This is a genomic window from Mesorhizobium sp. M7A.F.Ca.ET.027.02.1.1 (assembly GCF_004022985.1).
In the GTDB taxonomy this organism is placed as follows: domain Bacteria; phylum Pseudomonadota; class Alphaproteobacteria; order Rhizobiales; family Rhizobiaceae; genus Mesorhizobium.
The window spans coordinates 1-15,492 of record NZ_RZOL01000002.1 but is presented as its reverse complement, the minus strand read 5'-3'; the positions used below and the strand labels follow the sequence as shown (position 1 = coordinate 15,492).

Sequence of the window (15,492 nt, the reverse complement as noted above, 5' to 3'; positions counted from 1 at the left end):
CGGAAGAGATCGATTCGGGCGTGTCAGGTAGAGCGCCGGATTGCACGGGGCTCATAAGGTGAGCCCCTCAGGCTCGGACAGCCTATGAGCACGGCAGCAGGCGGTAACCGTGTTGGCGAGAAGACAGGCGATGGTCATGGGACCGACGCCTCCCGGCACTGGCGTTATCGCTCCCGCTACCTCCGCCGCGCTTCTAAAATCCACGTCACCCACCAAGTGCTGCTTGCCGTCTCGTGCGATCCGATTGATGCCCACATCGATTACCGTCGCGCCTGCCTTGACCCAGTCGCCGGGGATCATCTCGGGGCGGCCGACGGCAGCGACAAGGATGTCGGCCCGACGGCAGATTGATGCCAGATCCCGTGTACGCGAATGAGCGATGGTTACGGTGCAGTTGTCGCCGAGCAGGAGTTGCGCCATCGGTTTTCCGACGATGTTCGAGCGCCCCACGACCACGGCTTCGAGCCCGGACAGATCGCCGAGATGGCTTCGCAGCAACATCAGGCAACCCAATGGGGTACATGGCACCATCGCATTTTGTCCCGTGCCCAGAAGCCCGACATTCGAAATGTGAAACCCATCGACATCTTTTGCCGGGTCGATCGCATTGAGCACGAGATCGCCGTTCAGATGACTGGGTAGAGGGAGCTGGACAAGGACACCATGAATATCCGGATCGGAATTCAGCTGCTCGATTAGAGCAAGCAGATCGGCCTGAGACGTTTCAGTGGGGAGCTTGTGTTCAAGGCTGTTCATGCCAGCCTCGATAGTCTGCCGTCCTTTGTTGCGCACATAGACTTCCGACGCCGGATCATCGCCTACTAGAACCACAGCCAGGCCCGGCGTAATGCCGTGCTCCTGCTTGAGCCAGGCCACATGCCCAGCAACCCTCGACCGTAGCTGCGCCGCGGACGCTTTGCCGTCGATGATCTGAGCGGTCATGTTACCTTTCCTCTAGCCGCTTCGCCGCCGTTTCCAGGGCGTGCCAGAGCGATCCGGCGGACGAGCGCGCGCCCAGCACGGCAATATGAGCGTCGCCGCGGCGGATGACGAAACAGGTCATATGCTCAAGGCCGGTCCGCGTCGCGCGGCCCGGGCCAAAGTCCGCGAGATCGACGTTAACAAGCTTCGACAGCAATGCGTTGAGAGGCCTTGAGCCGGCCCGCGATACAATCTCGAAAGCGACCCAGCCATCGGTCTGCTCGGTCACCGAGCAGCCGGGGGCGAGTTGCTTGAGCTCGGCGGCAAAATCCAGCTCGGCGCGGCCTTCCGCCTCGATCATCCACTGATCCAGCCCGGTCCACACCGCGGCAACCCCCTGCCCTGCAACGCAACGGCCGGGTCCGGGAAGAGTGAGGCCGAACGGCGTCGGCTCAACAGTTCCGCGGCGCAGCACCAGAGAGGCAAGCGCCAGACCCCCGTTCTCACGGATCTCCAACGCCCCGAACGATGCGAGGCGTGGTAGCGCGGCACCGAGCGCGGTGATGGGCCTCAGGTCACTCACGAAGACGTGCTCCTTCAGGATCGACAAAATGCGCCGGCACGACCCGCAGGCGCGCGCTTTCGCCTTCGAGCGGGTTCGCGGCCACGATCACCTCGCCCAGCCGTTCATCGCCGTTCTCTAGGAAACCGAGCCCGATCATCGAGCCGACATGCGGACTGTAGCAAGCCGACGTGATCCAACCCTGGTCGGTATCGAATTTCCTCGGTGCGTCTTCCGCAAAAAGATGTGAGCCGCTGACCACCTTCCCGGCAGGATCGACGGCCCGCAGCCCGACCAGGCGTCGCCTGTCGCCCGCAAGGCCCTCGCGCCGCGACATCACGGCGCCGACGGAATCCTTCTTCTGCGACACCATACTGCCAAGTCCGACCATGGCGGCCGTCGCCTGTCCGTTCAATTCGGGGCCGGCGGCGTGTCCCTTCTCAATCCGCAGCACGCCCAGAGCCTCGGTGCCATAGGGCGTCGCTCCAAGATCGGCTCCCAATTCCATCAGCCGCTCGATCAATGCGTGGCCGTATCGGGCGGGAACCGCAACTTCATAGGCGAGTTCGCCCGAGAAGGAGATGCGGAAGAGCCGCGCGCGCAGGCCGTCGCAGACGGTGAGCTCCGCGCAGGCCATAAAGGGGAAGGCCTCGTTCGACAGGTCGAACCCGTCGACGATGCGGGCGAGCAGAGCGCGCGACTTCGGCCCGGCGACTGCGATCTGCGCCCAGGCATCGGTCGTGGAGATGAGCTGGACGTCGAGTTCCGGCCACAGGCATTGCCGCGCGAATTCCATGTTGCGATAGACCAGACCGGCGTTGGCGGTCGTCGTGGTGACCACACAATGATCCTCGGCCAGCCGCGCGCAGGTGCCGTCGTCATAGGCAAATCCGTCTTCGCGCAGCATAAGCCCGTAGCGGACTCGGCCGACTTTCAGCGTGGCCATCATGTTGCAGTAGAGACGGTTGAGAAACTCGCCCACGTCGGCGCCCTGCACATCGATCTTGCCAAGCGTCGTCACATCACACAGGCCCACTGCGCCGCGCACGGCCCTGGCCTCGCGGTCCACGCTCTGGCGCCAGTGCGATTCACCCGCACGCGCGAAATATTGCGCGCGCATCCACTGGCCGACCTCGACGAACACCGCGCCCTGCGCCTTGGCCCAGTGATGGGTGGGTGTGAGGCGGCGTGGTCGGAAATGCCGCCCTACATCGCCGCCGCCCAGGACAGAGAGCGTCACTGGAGTGTAAGGTGGGCGGAAAATCGTTGTTCCAGTTTCCGGGATCGACCTCCCGGTCAGCTCCGCCATCACGGCAAGACCGGTCACATTTGAGGTTTTGCCTTGGTCCGTCGCCATGCCCAGAGTCGTGTAGCGTTTCAAATGCTCTACCGGCCCCATGTTCTCGGCATGGGCGAGCTTGATGTCCTTCACCGTCACGTCATTCTGGAAATCGACCCAGGCGCGCTTCTTGCCCGGTACATGGAAGACGTGCGCAACCGTGTAGTCTGCCTCCTCGGCGCGCGGCAAATCGGGCAACGATGCCGCGATTCCAAGTTCGTCCATCGCACGCTGTGCGGCTTGCGCGCCGGAACGCAAGGCGTCGGCGGTGGAAAAATGGCCCGCCGCCGCACCTGCCGGAATTAGTCCTAGGGCCCCCTCCTCCCCAGGCAGGAACGCCTGCAGCGGTTCATTCCAAACAGGCCGACCGCGATGATGCGAAAAGAGATGCACATTCGGGTTCCAGCCGCCAGAGACCCCAAGCGCGCCGCACTCGATCCATTCGGACCTGCCGTTTTCCTGAACCTTTATCGACTTCAGGCCAAGCCGGCCGCGTGAGCCAGTCACCATGCCCCCCGCGATCAGTCGGTAGTCACCGCGAGCCTTCGCCTCGGGGCGCGCGTCGATGACGGCGGCGATCTGGACACCCTTAGCGGCCAGATCGCGCGCGGTGTGATGACCGTCATCGTTATTGGTAAAGACGGCGACCGTCTCGGACGGGCATGCCGCCCAGCGATTGGCGTAAGCCCGCATCGCGCCGGCCAGCATGATTCCCGGACGGTCATTGTCGGCGAAGGCGATGGGCCGCTCTGTCGCGCCCGCCGCCAATATCGCGCGCTTCGCCGTGATACGCCAGAGTGTCTGGCGCACACACCCGTTCGCCTCTGGGAAATGATCGGACACGCTTTCCACCGCGCCATAGATGCCGTGATCATAGACCCCGAAAACCGTGGTGCGACGCATCACGCGAATATTCGGCAGGCTCTCGAATTCAGCCTCCAACGCTGAGATCCAGTTGGTAGCTTGCCCTCCGTCCAGCGTTCCCGTCTCGGACAGAAGCTGCCCGCCCAGGCGGAAATCCTCGTCGGCCAAAATCACACGCGCGCCCCCGCGCGCCGCCGTCAGCGCCGCCGCAAGCCCGGCCGCCCCCCCGCCGATGACCAAGAGATCGCAATGCAGGAAGCCCTTGTCATAGATATCGGGATCAGCCTGCATTGAAAGGCGCCCGAGGCCTGCCGCCCTGCGGATCGCCGGCTCGTAAAGCTTTTCCCAGAAGCCCTTCGGCCACATGAAAGTCTTGTAGTAGAAACCGGCCGTCAAGAAGGGCGACAACAAGTCGTTTATCGCCAGTGCGTCGAATCCGAGCGAAGGCCAGCGGTTCTGGCTTCGCGCCTGCAGCCCTTCGAACAGCTCCACCACCGTGGCTCGCGTGTTCGGCTCCTGCCGCGCGCCCGAGCGGAGTTCGACGATAGCGTTCGGTTCCTCCGAACCGGCCGAGAGAACCCCGCGCGGGCGGTGATATTTGAAACTGCGGCCCACAAGACGCACGCCATTGGCCAGAAGCGCCGAGGCGAGCGTGTCTCCGGGATGGCCCTGGTAGCGCTTGCCGTCGAAACTGAAGTTCAAGGTCCGCGAGCGGTCGATCAGCCCTCCGGCTAGCCGTGTCATTTGCCGCACCTCGTCCGCGAAAGGGGGACATTGCGGGCCAGTTCCGCACCGAGGACTTCATGGGTGACCGTGTCGCGCGTGACCACCAGCCATGACCGGTCGCCCTGCTCGTGGAACCACAGTTCGCGGTGCACGCCCGCCGGGTTGTCGCGCAGGAAGACGTAGTCGCAAAAGGCGGCCTCGGCATCGGGCGCGGAGGAGTCTGGACGGTCGATGAGCCGCGCGTCGCCCAGATAGGTGAATTCCTGCGCATCACGCGGGCCTAGAAGTGGATGTGGGATCAGCATTGGACCGCCTTAGTGGAGATTGGGCTGGGCACCGGCGCCGCGCTCGTCGACCACATGGCCGCGTGCGAAACGGTCGATGCGGTAGGCGCGCGCGGTCTCGTGGGGTGCGCCGGTGGCAAGAAGATGGGCGAAGGCATAGCCGCTGGCTGGCGTCGCCTTGAAGCCGCCATAGCACCAGCCGCCGTTGAAATAGAGGCCATCGATTTGCGTGCGGTCGATGATCGGCGAACCGTCCATCGACATGTCCACCACGCCCCCCCACATGCGCAAGAGCCGCGCCCGCCCAATCATGGGCATCAGCGCCATGCCGCCTTCGGCGACGTCCTCCACCACCGGCAGGTTGCCGCGTTGGGCATAGGAATTGTAGCCGTCGATATCGCCGCCGAAGACAAGTCCGCCCTTGTCGGACTGGCTGATGTAGAAATGGCCTGCCCCGAACGTGATCACACCAGGAATGGTGGGTTTGAGCCCCTCCGTGACAAAGGCCTGCAAAACATGGCTTTCGATCGGAAGCCGCATTCCAGCCATTGCCATGACGCGGCCCGAGGACCCCGCCACCGCCACCCCGACCCTGTCGGCGGCGATATAGCCGCGCGATGTCTCCACGCCACGCACCTTGCCGCGATCGAGCCGGACACCGGTCACCTCGCAATTCTGGATCAGGTCCACGCCGTGGCTGTCGGCGCCGCGCGCATAGCCCCAGGCCACGCCGTCGTGCCGCGCGGTGCCCGCCCGCGGCTGCACCAGGCCACCTTTGATCGGGAAGCGCGCGTTGTCGTAGTTCAGGAACGGAACCATGGCGCGCAGTTCCTCTCGACCTAGCAGCCGGGCGCCCGCCCCCGCCAGCATCATGGCGTTGCCGCGGCGGCGGAAGGCATCACGCTGCGCATCCGTATGATAAAGGTTGATGATGCCGCGCTGGGAAACCATCGCGTTGAAGTTGAGCTCCTGTTCCAGTCCTTCCCAGAGCTTCATCGAGAACTCATAGAAGGGCTCGTTGCCGGCAAGCAGGTAGTTCGAACGGATGATCGTCGTGTTTCGCCCGACATTCCCGGATCCGAGCCAACCCTTCTCCAGCACGGCGATACGGGATCGCCCGAAACTCTTGGCCAGATAATACGCTGTCGCCAAGCCGTGACCGCCCCCGCCGACGATCACGTAGTCATAGGCGGGCTTGGGCTCAGGGTTGCGCCAGAGCGGCCGCCACCCGGTATGCCCCTTGAGCGCTTCAGCAAAGACGCGGAAGCCCGAAAACTTCATATCAAGAACTCCTTGGACTGCCGAGACTATGTCACGGCAAGGGCAGTGAGGTGTTTTCAAAATTGACTCATGTGTGCTTTTGCCGGACATGTTCGAACGATGTGGACGATAGGATTTTCAACGGGATGATTGACGGGAATCACGGCAGCGCGCGGCGATACGGTTTCCTGCTGATCGAAGGCTATGCCCTGATGTCCGCGGCCTCCGCGGTCGAGCCGCTGCGCGCCGCCAACCTGCTTAGCGGGCGGACCCTTTACGATCTGAACTTCATCTCGGCCAAGGGCGGGTGGATGCGCAGTTCCGTCTCGGGCGCGTTCGAGACCGAACCTGTTTCAGAGGCAGGCACTAATTTCGACATTCTGTTTGTCGTGGCGGGCGGCAATCCGCTGACCTATCGCGACGACAGGATTCTGGGCTGGCTGCGCCGTCTTGCCCGGTCGGGAGTGCCTTTGGGCGGAATCTCAGGCGGGGCGGCAATCCTGGCCGCGGCGGGTGTGATGTCGTCACGCCGGTTTACGATCCACTGGCAACACATCGATGCAATGCGCGAGATCTATCCTGAGGCGCTGATTGAACGCCGCCTCTTCGTCATCGATCGCGACCGCTTTACCTGCGCCGGCGGCATGGCTCCCCTGGACATGGCCCACGCCCTGATCGCTTCAGATCACGGTGTGGAATTGGCCCGCGCGGTCAGCGATTGGTTCATCCATACCGGCATCCGGCAGGCCGAGGCCCCGCAGCAATTGGACCCGGTGCGCAGGTATGATCTGCACCATCCCGCTCTGGTCGCCATGGTGCAACTGATGACGAGTCATATCGCGGACCCGCTAAAGCTAGAGGATTTGGCTCATCTGAGCGGTATCGGGGCGCGGCAATTGGAGCGGCTGACAAAGAACCAGCTTGGACAGAGCGTGATGCAGTTCTATCGGTCTCTGCGGTTGGAGAAGGCCGATGAGATTCTGCAGCAGTCGAACCTTCCGCTCGTCGAGGTGGCGCTTGCCACGGGCTTTTCCAACCGTAGTCATTTCTCACGCGCCTTTCAGGCCCACTTTGGCATTGGCCCCGCCACTCGACGCAAACGGCGCGGCCGCGAAGAGGCTCCGGATCAGTCTGACCGAAGAATCCTGGGGAGAAACTAAGCAGCGGGCCCAGTAGAGCGTTCCAAGCAGGCTCTTAGCCTTCGGCACACACCGGTCCCAGTGATCTCAACTTATGGAGGAAGGGTTCGGGAAGCGGCGTGCTGCGACCATTTTTTCGATCGACAAGCACGTGAGTGACTTCAGCTGTAGCCATTGGCTTACCTTCGATCCATAAACCTTGGCCCACAAGAAATGATGATCTGCCAGTCCGGAGTAACAATGATCCCACAACGATCTTGTTTGGATACTTTATCTCTGCGCGCAGGTCCATGGCGATCCGCGCAATCGGCAGTATGTAGTCGTCGGAAGCCAGCATCGTGTCGAATATTGCCCTGCCAGCGGCAAAATAGGACGAGTATACACCGACGTTCACATGACCGAGAGCGTCGGTATCACAGAACCGGACATGCTCGTCAGCAAAATGCTGGAAAAGCTCAATATCTAGCAGTCGTGCGTCGTTCATCTTGTCACCAACGAAGTCAGTTGGATACGCAAGCTGCGCCCGTCATCTCGAGAAGCGTCCATCGGCTGTGTCCCCACTCACCAACCCGCATTTCAAACGCCAGTCACTGTACCTGGGAGGTTGTGCCGCTGAATATATCTCTAGTGATTACCTGCCCCTCCACTGGGGCTTACGCTTTTCCATGAAAGCCCGTGGTCCTTCGAGGCTATCTTCAGAGTTCGCTATAGCTTTGTACTTTTTCAATTCACTTGGAGGGTTTCTAACCGCTGCGAAACCGTCCCTTGCAGAGAGGTGCGATGTATAGCGCATAACTTCCTTGAGACCTTCAATGGCGAGCGGGGCAGATTCGCAGATCTTCTCGGCATGGCGCATCGCCGCGGCCAGAGCCTCTCCCAGGGGAACAACCTCGTTCACAAGGCCCCATCGAGCAGCCTCAGACGCCGAGATCGGCTTGCCGGTCATCATGAGGTGCATTGCAATATTGTACGGTATCCGGCGATGCAGGTTCTGAATGCCGCCCGCCATCGGCAAAAGCCCGATCCGCGTCTCAGGGAGAAGGAAGCGCGCATGCTCGGCCGCTACGATCATATCGCACGCGAGCGTGATCTCGAAGCCTCCTCCCGCCGCGGCGCCGTTGACAGCGGCTATTACCGGCTTTGTCAGACCCCAGAACTCCGCAATGCCACCGAACCCCCCAGGGCCGTTGCCGACCTGCGTATCATAATAGAGGTCGGCGGTTAGGCTTTCATCGGACTCCTTCAAGTCCCAACCGCCGCTGAAGATGCGGTCCCCGGCGCCTGTGAGGATTGCCACTCGTAGGTCTTCGTCTTCCTGAAACGCCGCAAACGCAGCATAAATTTCTCGGCTCGTACGGCGAGAGATCGCATTCGCCGGCGGGTTGTCGATTGTGACAACAAGTATCTGTCCGTGGCGCTGAGTGCTAACTAGTGCGGTCATAGCGGCAGCCTTCTGGATTAGTGCTTCATATGTTGATTCTTGATGGCGGCTCTAACCGGCAGCGCGTCTACCGCAATCACTTCGGCATCAGTAATAATCACAGGATTCACATCGAACTCAGCAAGCTCGTCTTTCAGAGCATCAGCCATAATTGAGAATTTCGAGAATGCTCGGGCCAGTGCATGGACATCATACGGTTTCTCGCCACGACGGCCGTCGAATATCGGTCGAATCTTGAGGCGGTCGATTAGCTCTCGTGCGCGCTCCTCGTCGAAGGGCGCTAGCGCAATCTGCCGGTCGGCAAACAACTCGATCCATTTCCCGCCCGGAGAGACGGTTACCAGCGCGCCGAACTGAGGATCGACAACCATGCCAAAGCTCATCTCAACGCCGGAGGGGCTCATCCTCTGGACCATCACCTTAGGTCCCAGACGCTGTGTCAAATCCTTGTACGCTTCAGTCACCCGAGTAATGCTGTCCAGATTCAGCAAAACTCCACCGACGTCGGACTTATGATGGATCCCCGGCATCGCAGTCTTCAACACCACAGGAAAACCCGTCCTGTCGATCGCCGTCAGCACCTCCCGCTGATTCTCGCACTCGTGGTATGCCACCACCGGAATATCAAAAGCCTGCAATACCGACAGGCCAATCTTCTCACCATCGGAACCCGGCCGCGCGAGCAGGGCTTTAGCACTTTCAAGAGCTGATTGTGGCACCGAGAGGCGGACCTCCCTCGCGGCATTTTCTAGTCGCGCTTTAAAGGTGTCGACGGCCTTCACCGCCGTCATCGCGCAATCGACCCCGTTGATGAGTGGAACATCGCAATCCAACAATCGCGTAGCTATCTTAGAGTTCGCAATCCCCGAAAAGCTGCTCATCATAAACATCGGTTTTCCGGTCAACCGCTGCGTCTCAGCCACGATCTCGGCATATACGGTCCCAAATTGAAAGGCGTCCCCTGCCTCGGTTGCAATAGCGCCAAATGCGCTGTTGGGATCACGCATCATCACCTCTAAACAACGCGCAAAATGTGCTTTGGCGTCGGTACGGCTACCCCATGCATCCAGTGGGTTCTCCGCGATCATACCGTCGTCCAACTGGTCCTGCAGTTGGGCCAGCGTGGACTTACTAAGCTCAGCGAAAGTGGCGCCCTTGTCTTCCGCGATATCAACCATGAGTTCGCGCAGCCCGCCGGAATCCATCGCCACGCAGAGCCCACCTGAATTGGCATCCTTGACGTGCGCGAGTAACTGGGCTGTCGCCGCCAACTCATCGAGCGTCTTGACCGAGATCACATTGTAACGGTCGAAGAGCGCTTCATAGGTCGACGCGTCGCCGACGACCGCTCCACTATGACTTATGGCCATAGCGGCGCTCTTTGCCGTCCGGCCGACCTTGAGCGCGACAATCGGTATGCGCTTGCTAGCGGCCTTTCGTAGCGCTTCCACGAAGCGTGCGGGGTCACGGACCGTCTCGATAAACAATGCAACTGCTTTGGTCGAGGGCAACTCCAGCGCATAATCTAAGTAGTCCGCCAATGTGGTATTGATTTCCTGGCCGGACGACACGGTTAAATTGTACCTAAGACGCGTTAGATCAGTGGCTAGCGCTTGAATGACAGACCCGGAATGGGCGATCAATGAAACGTTTCCAGGCGCGGCCTTGGTAACCGGACAGGAGCTAAACGTTGCATGCGTGCTGTTGGTGAAGTTCTGAAACCCCATCCCGTTACCGCCGCAGATCGGTATTCTCGCTTCGGCGGCGATACGGGCCAGGCGATCGCGTTGTTCCATATTCCCGCAGTCCGCGAATATGACTGCCGCCCGTACGCCTAGCGCTACACATTCCGAGAAAACTTGCTCCAACGATCTCTGATTGACCGCAATTACAGCCAGGTCTGGCGTCTCTGGCAGTTCAGACACCGCGCTGAAGCAGTCGACATTTCCTATCTTCTTATAATTGCTGTTTACGGCGTAGAGGCGCCCGCGGTACCCACGCTCAACCATGTGGTCAACCGCGCTTTTGCCTAGGCTACCTTCAGTTGCCGAAGCACCGATAATCACGGCGGAATGAGGTTCAAGCAATGGCTTTAGCCAGTGGTTGGAGGGCACTTCGGAATTCTCCTTGAGGGGCAATTTCTTATAGCCAACATAGCCATGCTGACCCCATGCACATTGACATTTCATGCCACATTTTCGATAGTGCCCGCCAACAGGGGTCGTTGTCGACACCTAGGAGTACATCATGACGACCGCGGTTCTGAAGCTGCCCACTATTCCAATGCGCGTCTGCAAACCGGTCTTGGCCCATATGCGCGATCACGGCGTTGCGATCCCAGCACGTGATGCGCGTACTGGGTTTGACCTTTCGAAATTTCAAGTTGACGGTAAGCGTGTATTCCTCTGCGAGTGTATCGCTCTTATGGAGTTTGCCGCGCGAGAAATTTCCGAGCCGGCGTTTGGCCTTAACCTCGGCCGCACCTATAGTATTTATGACCTTGAGATCATCGGCTACATGATGCTGAACTCAAAGGATGTGGGAGACGCTCTACGGACATTTGTGCGGTATTTCAAACTTCGTGCCGACGGTTGTCGATTCGACCTCATTAGGGGAACAGAAGGGACTGCGGAGTTGACTTATACAGTTATCGCCCCCGGCGTCGCTGAATGCAGACAGGATGTTGAACTGGCGCTCGCCTGGGGCATGCAGATAATACGCACGCTATCAAGCCGTACCTGGCGCCCGATTAGCGTGCAGTTCACGCATACTCCCTTGGCCGCTATCGAGGATTACCGGGAGGTTTTTCAATCGCCAGTTCATTTCGAACAGGGTTCCAGTTCGATTCTTTTCGACAGCAGGGTGTTGGAACATCCTGTCGCCAACGCAGACCCGCAGTTGTTGGGCATTCTGCGGGACCAGGCAGAGAGCCTTATATCACGAGACACCTACTCTGCTGATCTGGCTTCGCTCGTAGGCGCGCAGATTGACCAAGCTCTGCTGCTGGGTAGGGCTCCCCGAATCGACTGGATTGCTAAGCAACTGGGCATGACCACACGAACGCTTCAACGTCGCCTGGACGAACAGGGACTAATGTTGCGTGATTTAGTCGACGCCAAGCGGAAAGCCGTCTCGACCGATCTACTGGAGAAATCTGATTACGGTCTTGCCGACATCGCCATGATCTTGGGCTACTCGGAGGTCAGCGCATTTGTTCGAGCTTTCACTCGCTGGACGGGTATGCCCCCAAAGGCATACCGAGTGCATTGGCGAGAACAGGCGCTCGCCAATGCCTGAGGTCGCACAGGTCGGCTCTCGTCGGCGTGATTAGTCTCTTAGAGGCTGTTTTGAATCGGTCTGAGGCTGGGGTATGATTCAAGCGTTGGATGTGGACAGAGCAGAGCCGTGGCCGGATGGCCCAGATCGCCAAGAAGACCAAGCGCTACCCGTCTGATTTGACCGACGAGGAGTGGGAGCAGTTCGCGCCGCCGATGCCCAAGCCGCGGCGCGTGGGCGTCCGCGTGAGGTTGATTTTCGCGAGGTGATCCATGCGGTGCGTTACCTGGTTCGCTCGGGGTGCGGCTGGCGGATGCTGCCGATTCATTTCGGGCCCTGGCAGACGGTCTATGGGTGGTTTCGCGAGCTGGCGCGGCGGTTTCTGTACTAGATCATCCACAACGTGGCTCTGATGCTGGATCGTGAGCGGGCTGGGCGCGAGGCGAGCACAACGGCGGCGGTGATTGACAGCCAGTCGGTGAAGGCTCCGCAAGCTGGAACAAGGGGTTACCGACGCCGGAAGATCGTCGGACGCAAGCGCCATATCGCCGTCGATACGGATGGACGCCTGTTGATGGTCAACCTAACGCCGGCCGATATCTCGGACAGCGCCGGCGCTCAGGCGATCTTGGATGGTATCCGCAAGCGCTGGCCCTGGGTGAAGCATCTGTTCGCCGATGACGCCTGCGATCAGCTGAAGCTCATGGACAAGGCAGCCTATCTGGACTTCGTGGTAGAGATCATCCGCAGATCCGACGACCAGAAGGACTTCGAAGTCTGGCCCGCCGCTGGGTTGTCGAGCGCACCTTCGGCTGGATGACAAGATGGCGCCGCCTCGTCCGCGACTACGAGAAGCGCATCGACGTCAGCCGCTGTACCGCTCTGTAGACAACGACATCCCCCGACGTGAGATTCAAATCCAGTTTTTCTGACAGTAGGTCGTCGCTACACGACGGCGACCCCTTCGATTCAGTCAGAATGCTCGACGCTCTAGAATGAAGGGCGCCTTGGTCAAGGGCGCCCTTCGCATCGGCGGCAGGCTTCGATCCCGGAGGCGCGGACCTAAGCACTTCGGAAGGAGCCGCCGATGAGCCCTTTTTTGGGCATCCCGCCGAGCCAACGCCGGCCGGGCGAGTCTAGCGCACGCAATTATGCGACGGGCGCTATGGTTAAATGCTTCGATCCGTCAGAACGAGCGCTGGAAGCGGAGGAGGCCGCCGAAGTTGTCGTCGTCATCGGCACCGGTCCAGTTGCTGACGGTCTCATCACCAAGATGGAAGTAGCTGGCTTCGGCCGTGATCGTCAGGCCGGGGACGATATCGTAGGCGATGTTCGCCACGACGCCGAGATTCTCACCTTCGTCATAGGAGATCTGGGTGTTGAACGAGGTCTTCTCGTTGACGGTGTAGGTGCCACCGCCCCAGACTGCCCAATTGCCGCTCCACAGCTTGTACATGCCGCGGCCGCCGGCGGGGATTGCGAAGCCGCCATCCGTGTAGTTGTCGTCCGTGCCGTAGCCGGCCATGATGAACAGCGACAGGTTCTCCATCGGGGTGACGTCGAGGCGAACCTTGCCGGCGACTTCTTCATAGTTGCTGTCGTAAGCAATGACGCCGGTGATCGCGCCCCAGCCCTGCGTCCACTTCACACCGCCGACGACATGCGGGACGTAGCTGTCGATCGTGAAGGCGCCGTAACCTTGTTCGAGCGAGACGACGGCGGAGAAGCCGTTGCCGGCGTCGAAATAGTACTGGACGACGTTGGTGTCGAAGCCACCGTAGGGAACCAGCGTATCGTTGAGGACGTTGCCGGCGTAGCCGCTGAACGTATCGAAGGCCGAGTCGTCCTTACCGACGCGCAGCCCACCGAGCTGGATCCAGGCGTAGGGCAGCGAAACGCCCGTGTTGCCGGCTTCGTTGAGGTACGGAGATGTATCGCCTTGGGTGTTGCGGAAGTTGAAGCGGGTCTCGGTGTACGTCTTCAACGTGCCGAGCTCGGTTTCCTGGCCGGTCGAGGTCTTCAGCGTGAAGCGAGCACGCTTCCAGTAGGTATCCTGATCGTCGCCGTCCTCGACGTCGACGGTCCCCGCACCGGTGAATGTGCCGACGTCGCCGACGCCGATGTCGTAGCGGACATAGCCGCCGATGCGCAGGCAGGTCTCGGTGCCGGGGATGTAGAAGTAGCCAGCGCCGTAGACGTCACAGATTCGGACGTATTCAGCGGGTTCCGGCTCGGCGACGACGACGGCGTCGGCGGCGCGCGCACCGGAAACTGCGACCAGTGCCGCAGCGGAGCCGAGAAGAAGGCTCTTGATGTTCATTTTGATCTCCACTCAAAAGTTGAAAAATGGGCCAGGGTATATTTGCTGGAAGAGAGCATCCCCACCCGGTCCCCGCGATCGAAAAAGGTGCGCTCGCGCTGCTTCTTCGCAGCTTAACGTTATCCGACGTATAAAATAGTCCAAGTTTCGTGGCGATCATTCGACATGATATATGTAGAAGTTGCTATTATGTCACAAATACCTCATTTATACTGCACAGGTCGTGCAAACTATACAAACAACGCAGACTGGACAACTTGCACATATTACGGATAGAACGCTCAGTGCGAAGCCGCGCCCGCACCGCTCATACAATTTTCCCAGGAGGTTCAGTTGGGCTTATGTCGAGGAAAAGTCTCGCGCGGCCAAGATGACTTCTGCAGCCAGATCTTGTCTCAGCATTTCTATGGGAATTCGGCCGTCAAGCCGCGGTGAAGGAGAGGTCACCCAAAGCCACGCCAGTCTGGGATTGGCAAACACTGAGAGCACTTGTCGTATCCCCGCCGCAGGCCTGCCGTCGACGAACTGAGCCAAGGGGACACGTGCTTGCGGCGCTTTCCGCAATGCGACCACGTCGTTGTGCCGTTGCCACCAATGCAATCTCGATCGCGGTATGCCGAAGCGTTCCTCCAGATAGGTTGGCCCTGCAACCTGACCCGCCCAGTCTTCAATTCGCAGGCAATCGCTTTGCAGATCTCGCGCTTTTAGGGCTGTGTACCCATGCGGGCCCTCGGTCGGCGCCGTGAGCGAAGCCGCCTCACGGGCGCTTTCATCGGAACGATGCGCTGCATCGGCTGCGAGCCTGCGAACAAATTCCGTGGCCAGGGCGGTCAAATCGTCATGGATAGCCTGTTGGGGCGTTGCCGAAAGCAAATCGGCAACAGCGGTATTGCCAGTCAACATCGCGATGAGATCGAGCTCCGTTCCTTTAGAACCTCATCGTACTTGGCCAGAACGCGCTCGACTTCTTTCGCACCAAGCATAAAAACTCGTCCTGGCGAGGTCCATTTCCACAATCAAAGGGTTTTGTCATGTGTGGCTCCCATGCCGCGTAAGAGTCCGGTTGATTGCCTGCGCGATCGAATTGTGATTATGGGCTACGATTTCGTCATCGAAGTGATGCGCCGTATCGATACCGAGGCCGGCTTCAAGGCGCTGCTCAGGCGTTGGATGGTCGAAAGAACGTTCGGCTGGCTAGACTAATACGCTGGCGCCGCGCGTGCGCGACTACGAACCACGCATCGACGTCTCCTTAGCGAAACTCCATTGATGCGATGCGAGGCCATTGCAAACCCACAACGCTTAACGGTCCGTGTCAGGGCGCATTGTGAGAAATGTCAGAATTTCCTCACGACCAATC

12 protein-coding genes and 2 pseudogenes are annotated in these 15,492 nt (G+C 60.0%); 4 read left to right on the top strand and 10 right to left on the bottom strand.

All coding sequences use genetic code 11. The features are described 5' to 3' along the window. Window positions 1-51 precede the first annotated feature (51 nt). From folD to EN749_RS00565, 5 genes are read right to left on the bottom strand one after another with little or no spacing between them, the layout of a single operon-like run. A complete protein-coding gene (folD, locus tag EN749_RS00585) occupies window positions 52-942 on the bottom strand; it encodes a bifunctional methylenetetrahydrofolate dehydrogenase/methenyltetrahydrofolate cyclohydrolase FolD (RefSeq protein WP_095521179.1) in 891 nt (296 codons plus the stop codon). A 1-nt stretch (window position 943) separates the two neighbouring features. Next, a complete protein-coding gene (locus tag EN749_RS00580; RefSeq protein WP_245316486.1) occupies window positions 944-1,531 on the bottom strand; it encodes a sarcosine oxidase subunit gamma in 588 nt (195 codons plus the stop codon). Next, a complete protein-coding gene (locus tag EN749_RS00575; protein ID WP_128362390.1) occupies window positions 1,497-4,430 on the bottom strand; it encodes a sarcosine oxidase subunit alpha family protein in 2,934 nt (977 codons plus the stop codon). The genes EN749_RS00580 and EN749_RS00575 overlap by 35 nt, the downstream gene beginning before the upstream one ends. Continuing rightward, window positions 4,427-4,717 carry a sarcosine oxidase subunit delta gene (locus EN749_RS00570; RefSeq protein WP_095521176.1) on the bottom strand — a complete coding sequence of 97 codons (291 nt, stop codon included), beginning with the start codon at window positions 4,715-4,717 and terminating at the stop codon, window positions 4,427-4,429. Before EN749_RS00570 ends, EN749_RS00575 begins: the two co-directional genes overlap by 4 nt. Window positions 4,718-4,726: 9 nt before the next feature. Then, complete coding sequence (locus tag EN749_RS00565) at window positions 4,727-5,977, bottom strand: sarcosine oxidase subunit beta family protein (RefSeq protein ID WP_095521175.1); 1,251 nt, start codon at window positions 5,975-5,977, stop codon at window positions 4,727-4,729. A gap of 125 nt (window positions 5,978-6,102) precedes the next feature. Between EN749_RS00565 and EN749_RS00560 the strand changes: the two genes are divergently transcribed. Further along, window positions 6,103-7,116 carry a GlxA family transcriptional regulator gene (locus EN749_RS00560; protein WP_206073422.1) on the top strand — a complete coding sequence of 338 codons (1,014 nt, stop codon included), beginning with the start codon at window positions 6,103-6,105 and terminating at the stop codon, window positions 7,114-7,116. 34 nt (window positions 7,117-7,150) lie between these two features. Here the strand turns inward: EN749_RS00560 and EN749_RS00555 are convergent, their stop codons facing one another. The 3 genes from EN749_RS00555 to EN749_RS00545 all read right to left on the bottom strand — a co-directional run bounded on the left by EN749_RS00555 (window position 7,151) and on the right by EN749_RS00545 (window position 10,725). After that, the gene (locus EN749_RS00555; protein WP_095521174.1) at window positions 7,151-7,579 is read right to left on the bottom strand and encodes a thioesterase family protein; all 429 of its coding nucleotides are present in this window, start codon (window positions 7,577-7,579) and stop codon (window positions 7,151-7,153) included. A gap of 147 nt (window positions 7,580-7,726) precedes the next feature. Beyond that, entirely contained in the window at window positions 7,727-8,536 is an 810-nt protein-coding gene (locus EN749_RS00550; RefSeq protein WP_095521173.1) for an enoyl-CoA hydratase-related protein, read from the bottom strand. A 17-nt stretch (window positions 8,537-8,553) separates the two neighbouring features. Beyond that, entirely contained in the window at window positions 8,554-10,725 is a 2,172-nt protein-coding gene (locus tag EN749_RS00545; RefSeq protein ID WP_128362389.1) for an acetate--CoA ligase family protein, read from the bottom strand. Between the two features lie 58 nt (window positions 10,726-10,783). On the opposite strand from EN749_RS00545, the gene EN749_RS00540 reads away from it, so the two are divergent. Both EN749_RS00540 and EN749_RS00535 read left to right on the top strand, forming a co-directional pair. Further along, complete coding sequence (locus EN749_RS00540) at window positions 10,784-11,833, top strand: AraC family transcriptional regulator (protein ID WP_095521171.1); 1,050 nt, start codon at window positions 10,784-10,786, stop codon at window positions 11,831-11,833. Between the two features lie 89 nt (window positions 11,834-11,922). Then, window positions 11,923-12,700 (top strand): annotated as a pseudogene (locus EN749_RS00535) (IS5 family transposase). A 298-nt stretch (window positions 12,701-12,998) separates the two neighbouring features. Here EN749_RS00535 and EN749_RS00530 read toward each other — a convergent pair. Together EN749_RS00530 and EN749_RS00525 are read right to left on the bottom strand one after the other, a co-directional pair. Next, window positions 12,999-14,132: a porin gene (locus tag EN749_RS00530; RefSeq protein ID WP_095521269.1), complete on the bottom strand. Its 1,134-nt coding sequence runs from the start codon at window positions 14,130-14,132 to the stop codon at window positions 12,999-13,001. 339 nt (window positions 14,133-14,471) lie between these two features. Continuing rightward, entirely contained in the window at window positions 14,472-15,035 is a 564-nt protein-coding gene (locus tag EN749_RS00525; protein WP_108722859.1) for an antitoxin Xre/MbcA/ParS toxin-binding domain-containing protein, read from the bottom strand. Between the two features lie 198 nt (window positions 15,036-15,233). Between EN749_RS00525 and EN749_RS38500 the strand changes: the two are divergent. After that, a pseudogene (locus EN749_RS38500) lies at window positions 15,234-15,402 on the top strand (IS5/IS1182 family transposase); the annotation flags it as partial. Window positions 15,403-15,492: the final 90 nt, after the last annotated feature.

What these genes read in the sequence shown, in the direction of transcription:
- folD (WP_095521179.1), bottom strand. Translation starts at nt 942, where the DNA reads ATGACCGCTCAGATCATCGACGGCAAAGCGTCCGCGGCGCAGCTACGG.
- EN749_RS00575 (WP_128362390.1), bottom strand. Translation starts at nt 4,430, where the DNA reads ATGACACGGCTAGCCGGAGGGCTGATCGACCGCTCGCGGACCTTGAAC.
- EN749_RS00570 (WP_095521176.1), bottom strand. Translation starts at nt 4,717, where the DNA reads ATGCTGATCCCACATCCACTTCTAGGCCCGCGTGATGCGCAGGAATTC.
- EN749_RS00565 (WP_095521175.1), bottom strand. Translation starts at nt 5,977, where the DNA reads ATGAAGTTTTCGGGCTTCCGCGTCTTTGCTGAAGCGCTCAAGGGGCAT.
- EN749_RS00560 (WP_206073422.1), top strand. Translation starts at nt 6,103, where the DNA reads ATGATTGACGGGAATCACGGCAGCGCGCGGCGATACGGTTTCCTGCTG.
- EN749_RS00555 (WP_095521174.1), bottom strand. Translation starts at nt 7,579, where the DNA reads ATGAACGACGCACGACTGCTAGATATTGAGCTTTTCCAGCATTTTGCT.
- EN749_RS00550 (WP_095521173.1), bottom strand. Translation starts at nt 8,536, where the DNA reads ATGACCGCACTAGTTAGCACTCAGCGCCACGGACAGATACTTGTTGTC.
- EN749_RS00545 (WP_128362389.1), bottom strand. Translation starts at nt 10,725, where the DNA reads ATGAAATGTCAATGTGCATGGGGTCAGCATGGCTATGTTGGCTATAAG.
- EN749_RS00540 (WP_095521171.1), top strand. Translation starts at nt 10,784, where the DNA reads ATGACGACCGCGGTTCTGAAGCTGCCCACTATTCCAATGCGCGTCTGC.
- EN749_RS00530 (WP_095521269.1), bottom strand. Translation starts at nt 14,132, where the DNA reads ATGAACATCAAGAGCCTTCTTCTCGGCTCCGCTGCGGCACTGGTCGCA.
- EN749_RS00525 (WP_108722859.1), bottom strand. Translation starts at nt 15,035, where the DNA reads ATGTTGACTGGCAATACCGCTGTTGCCGATTTGCTTTCGGCAACGCCC.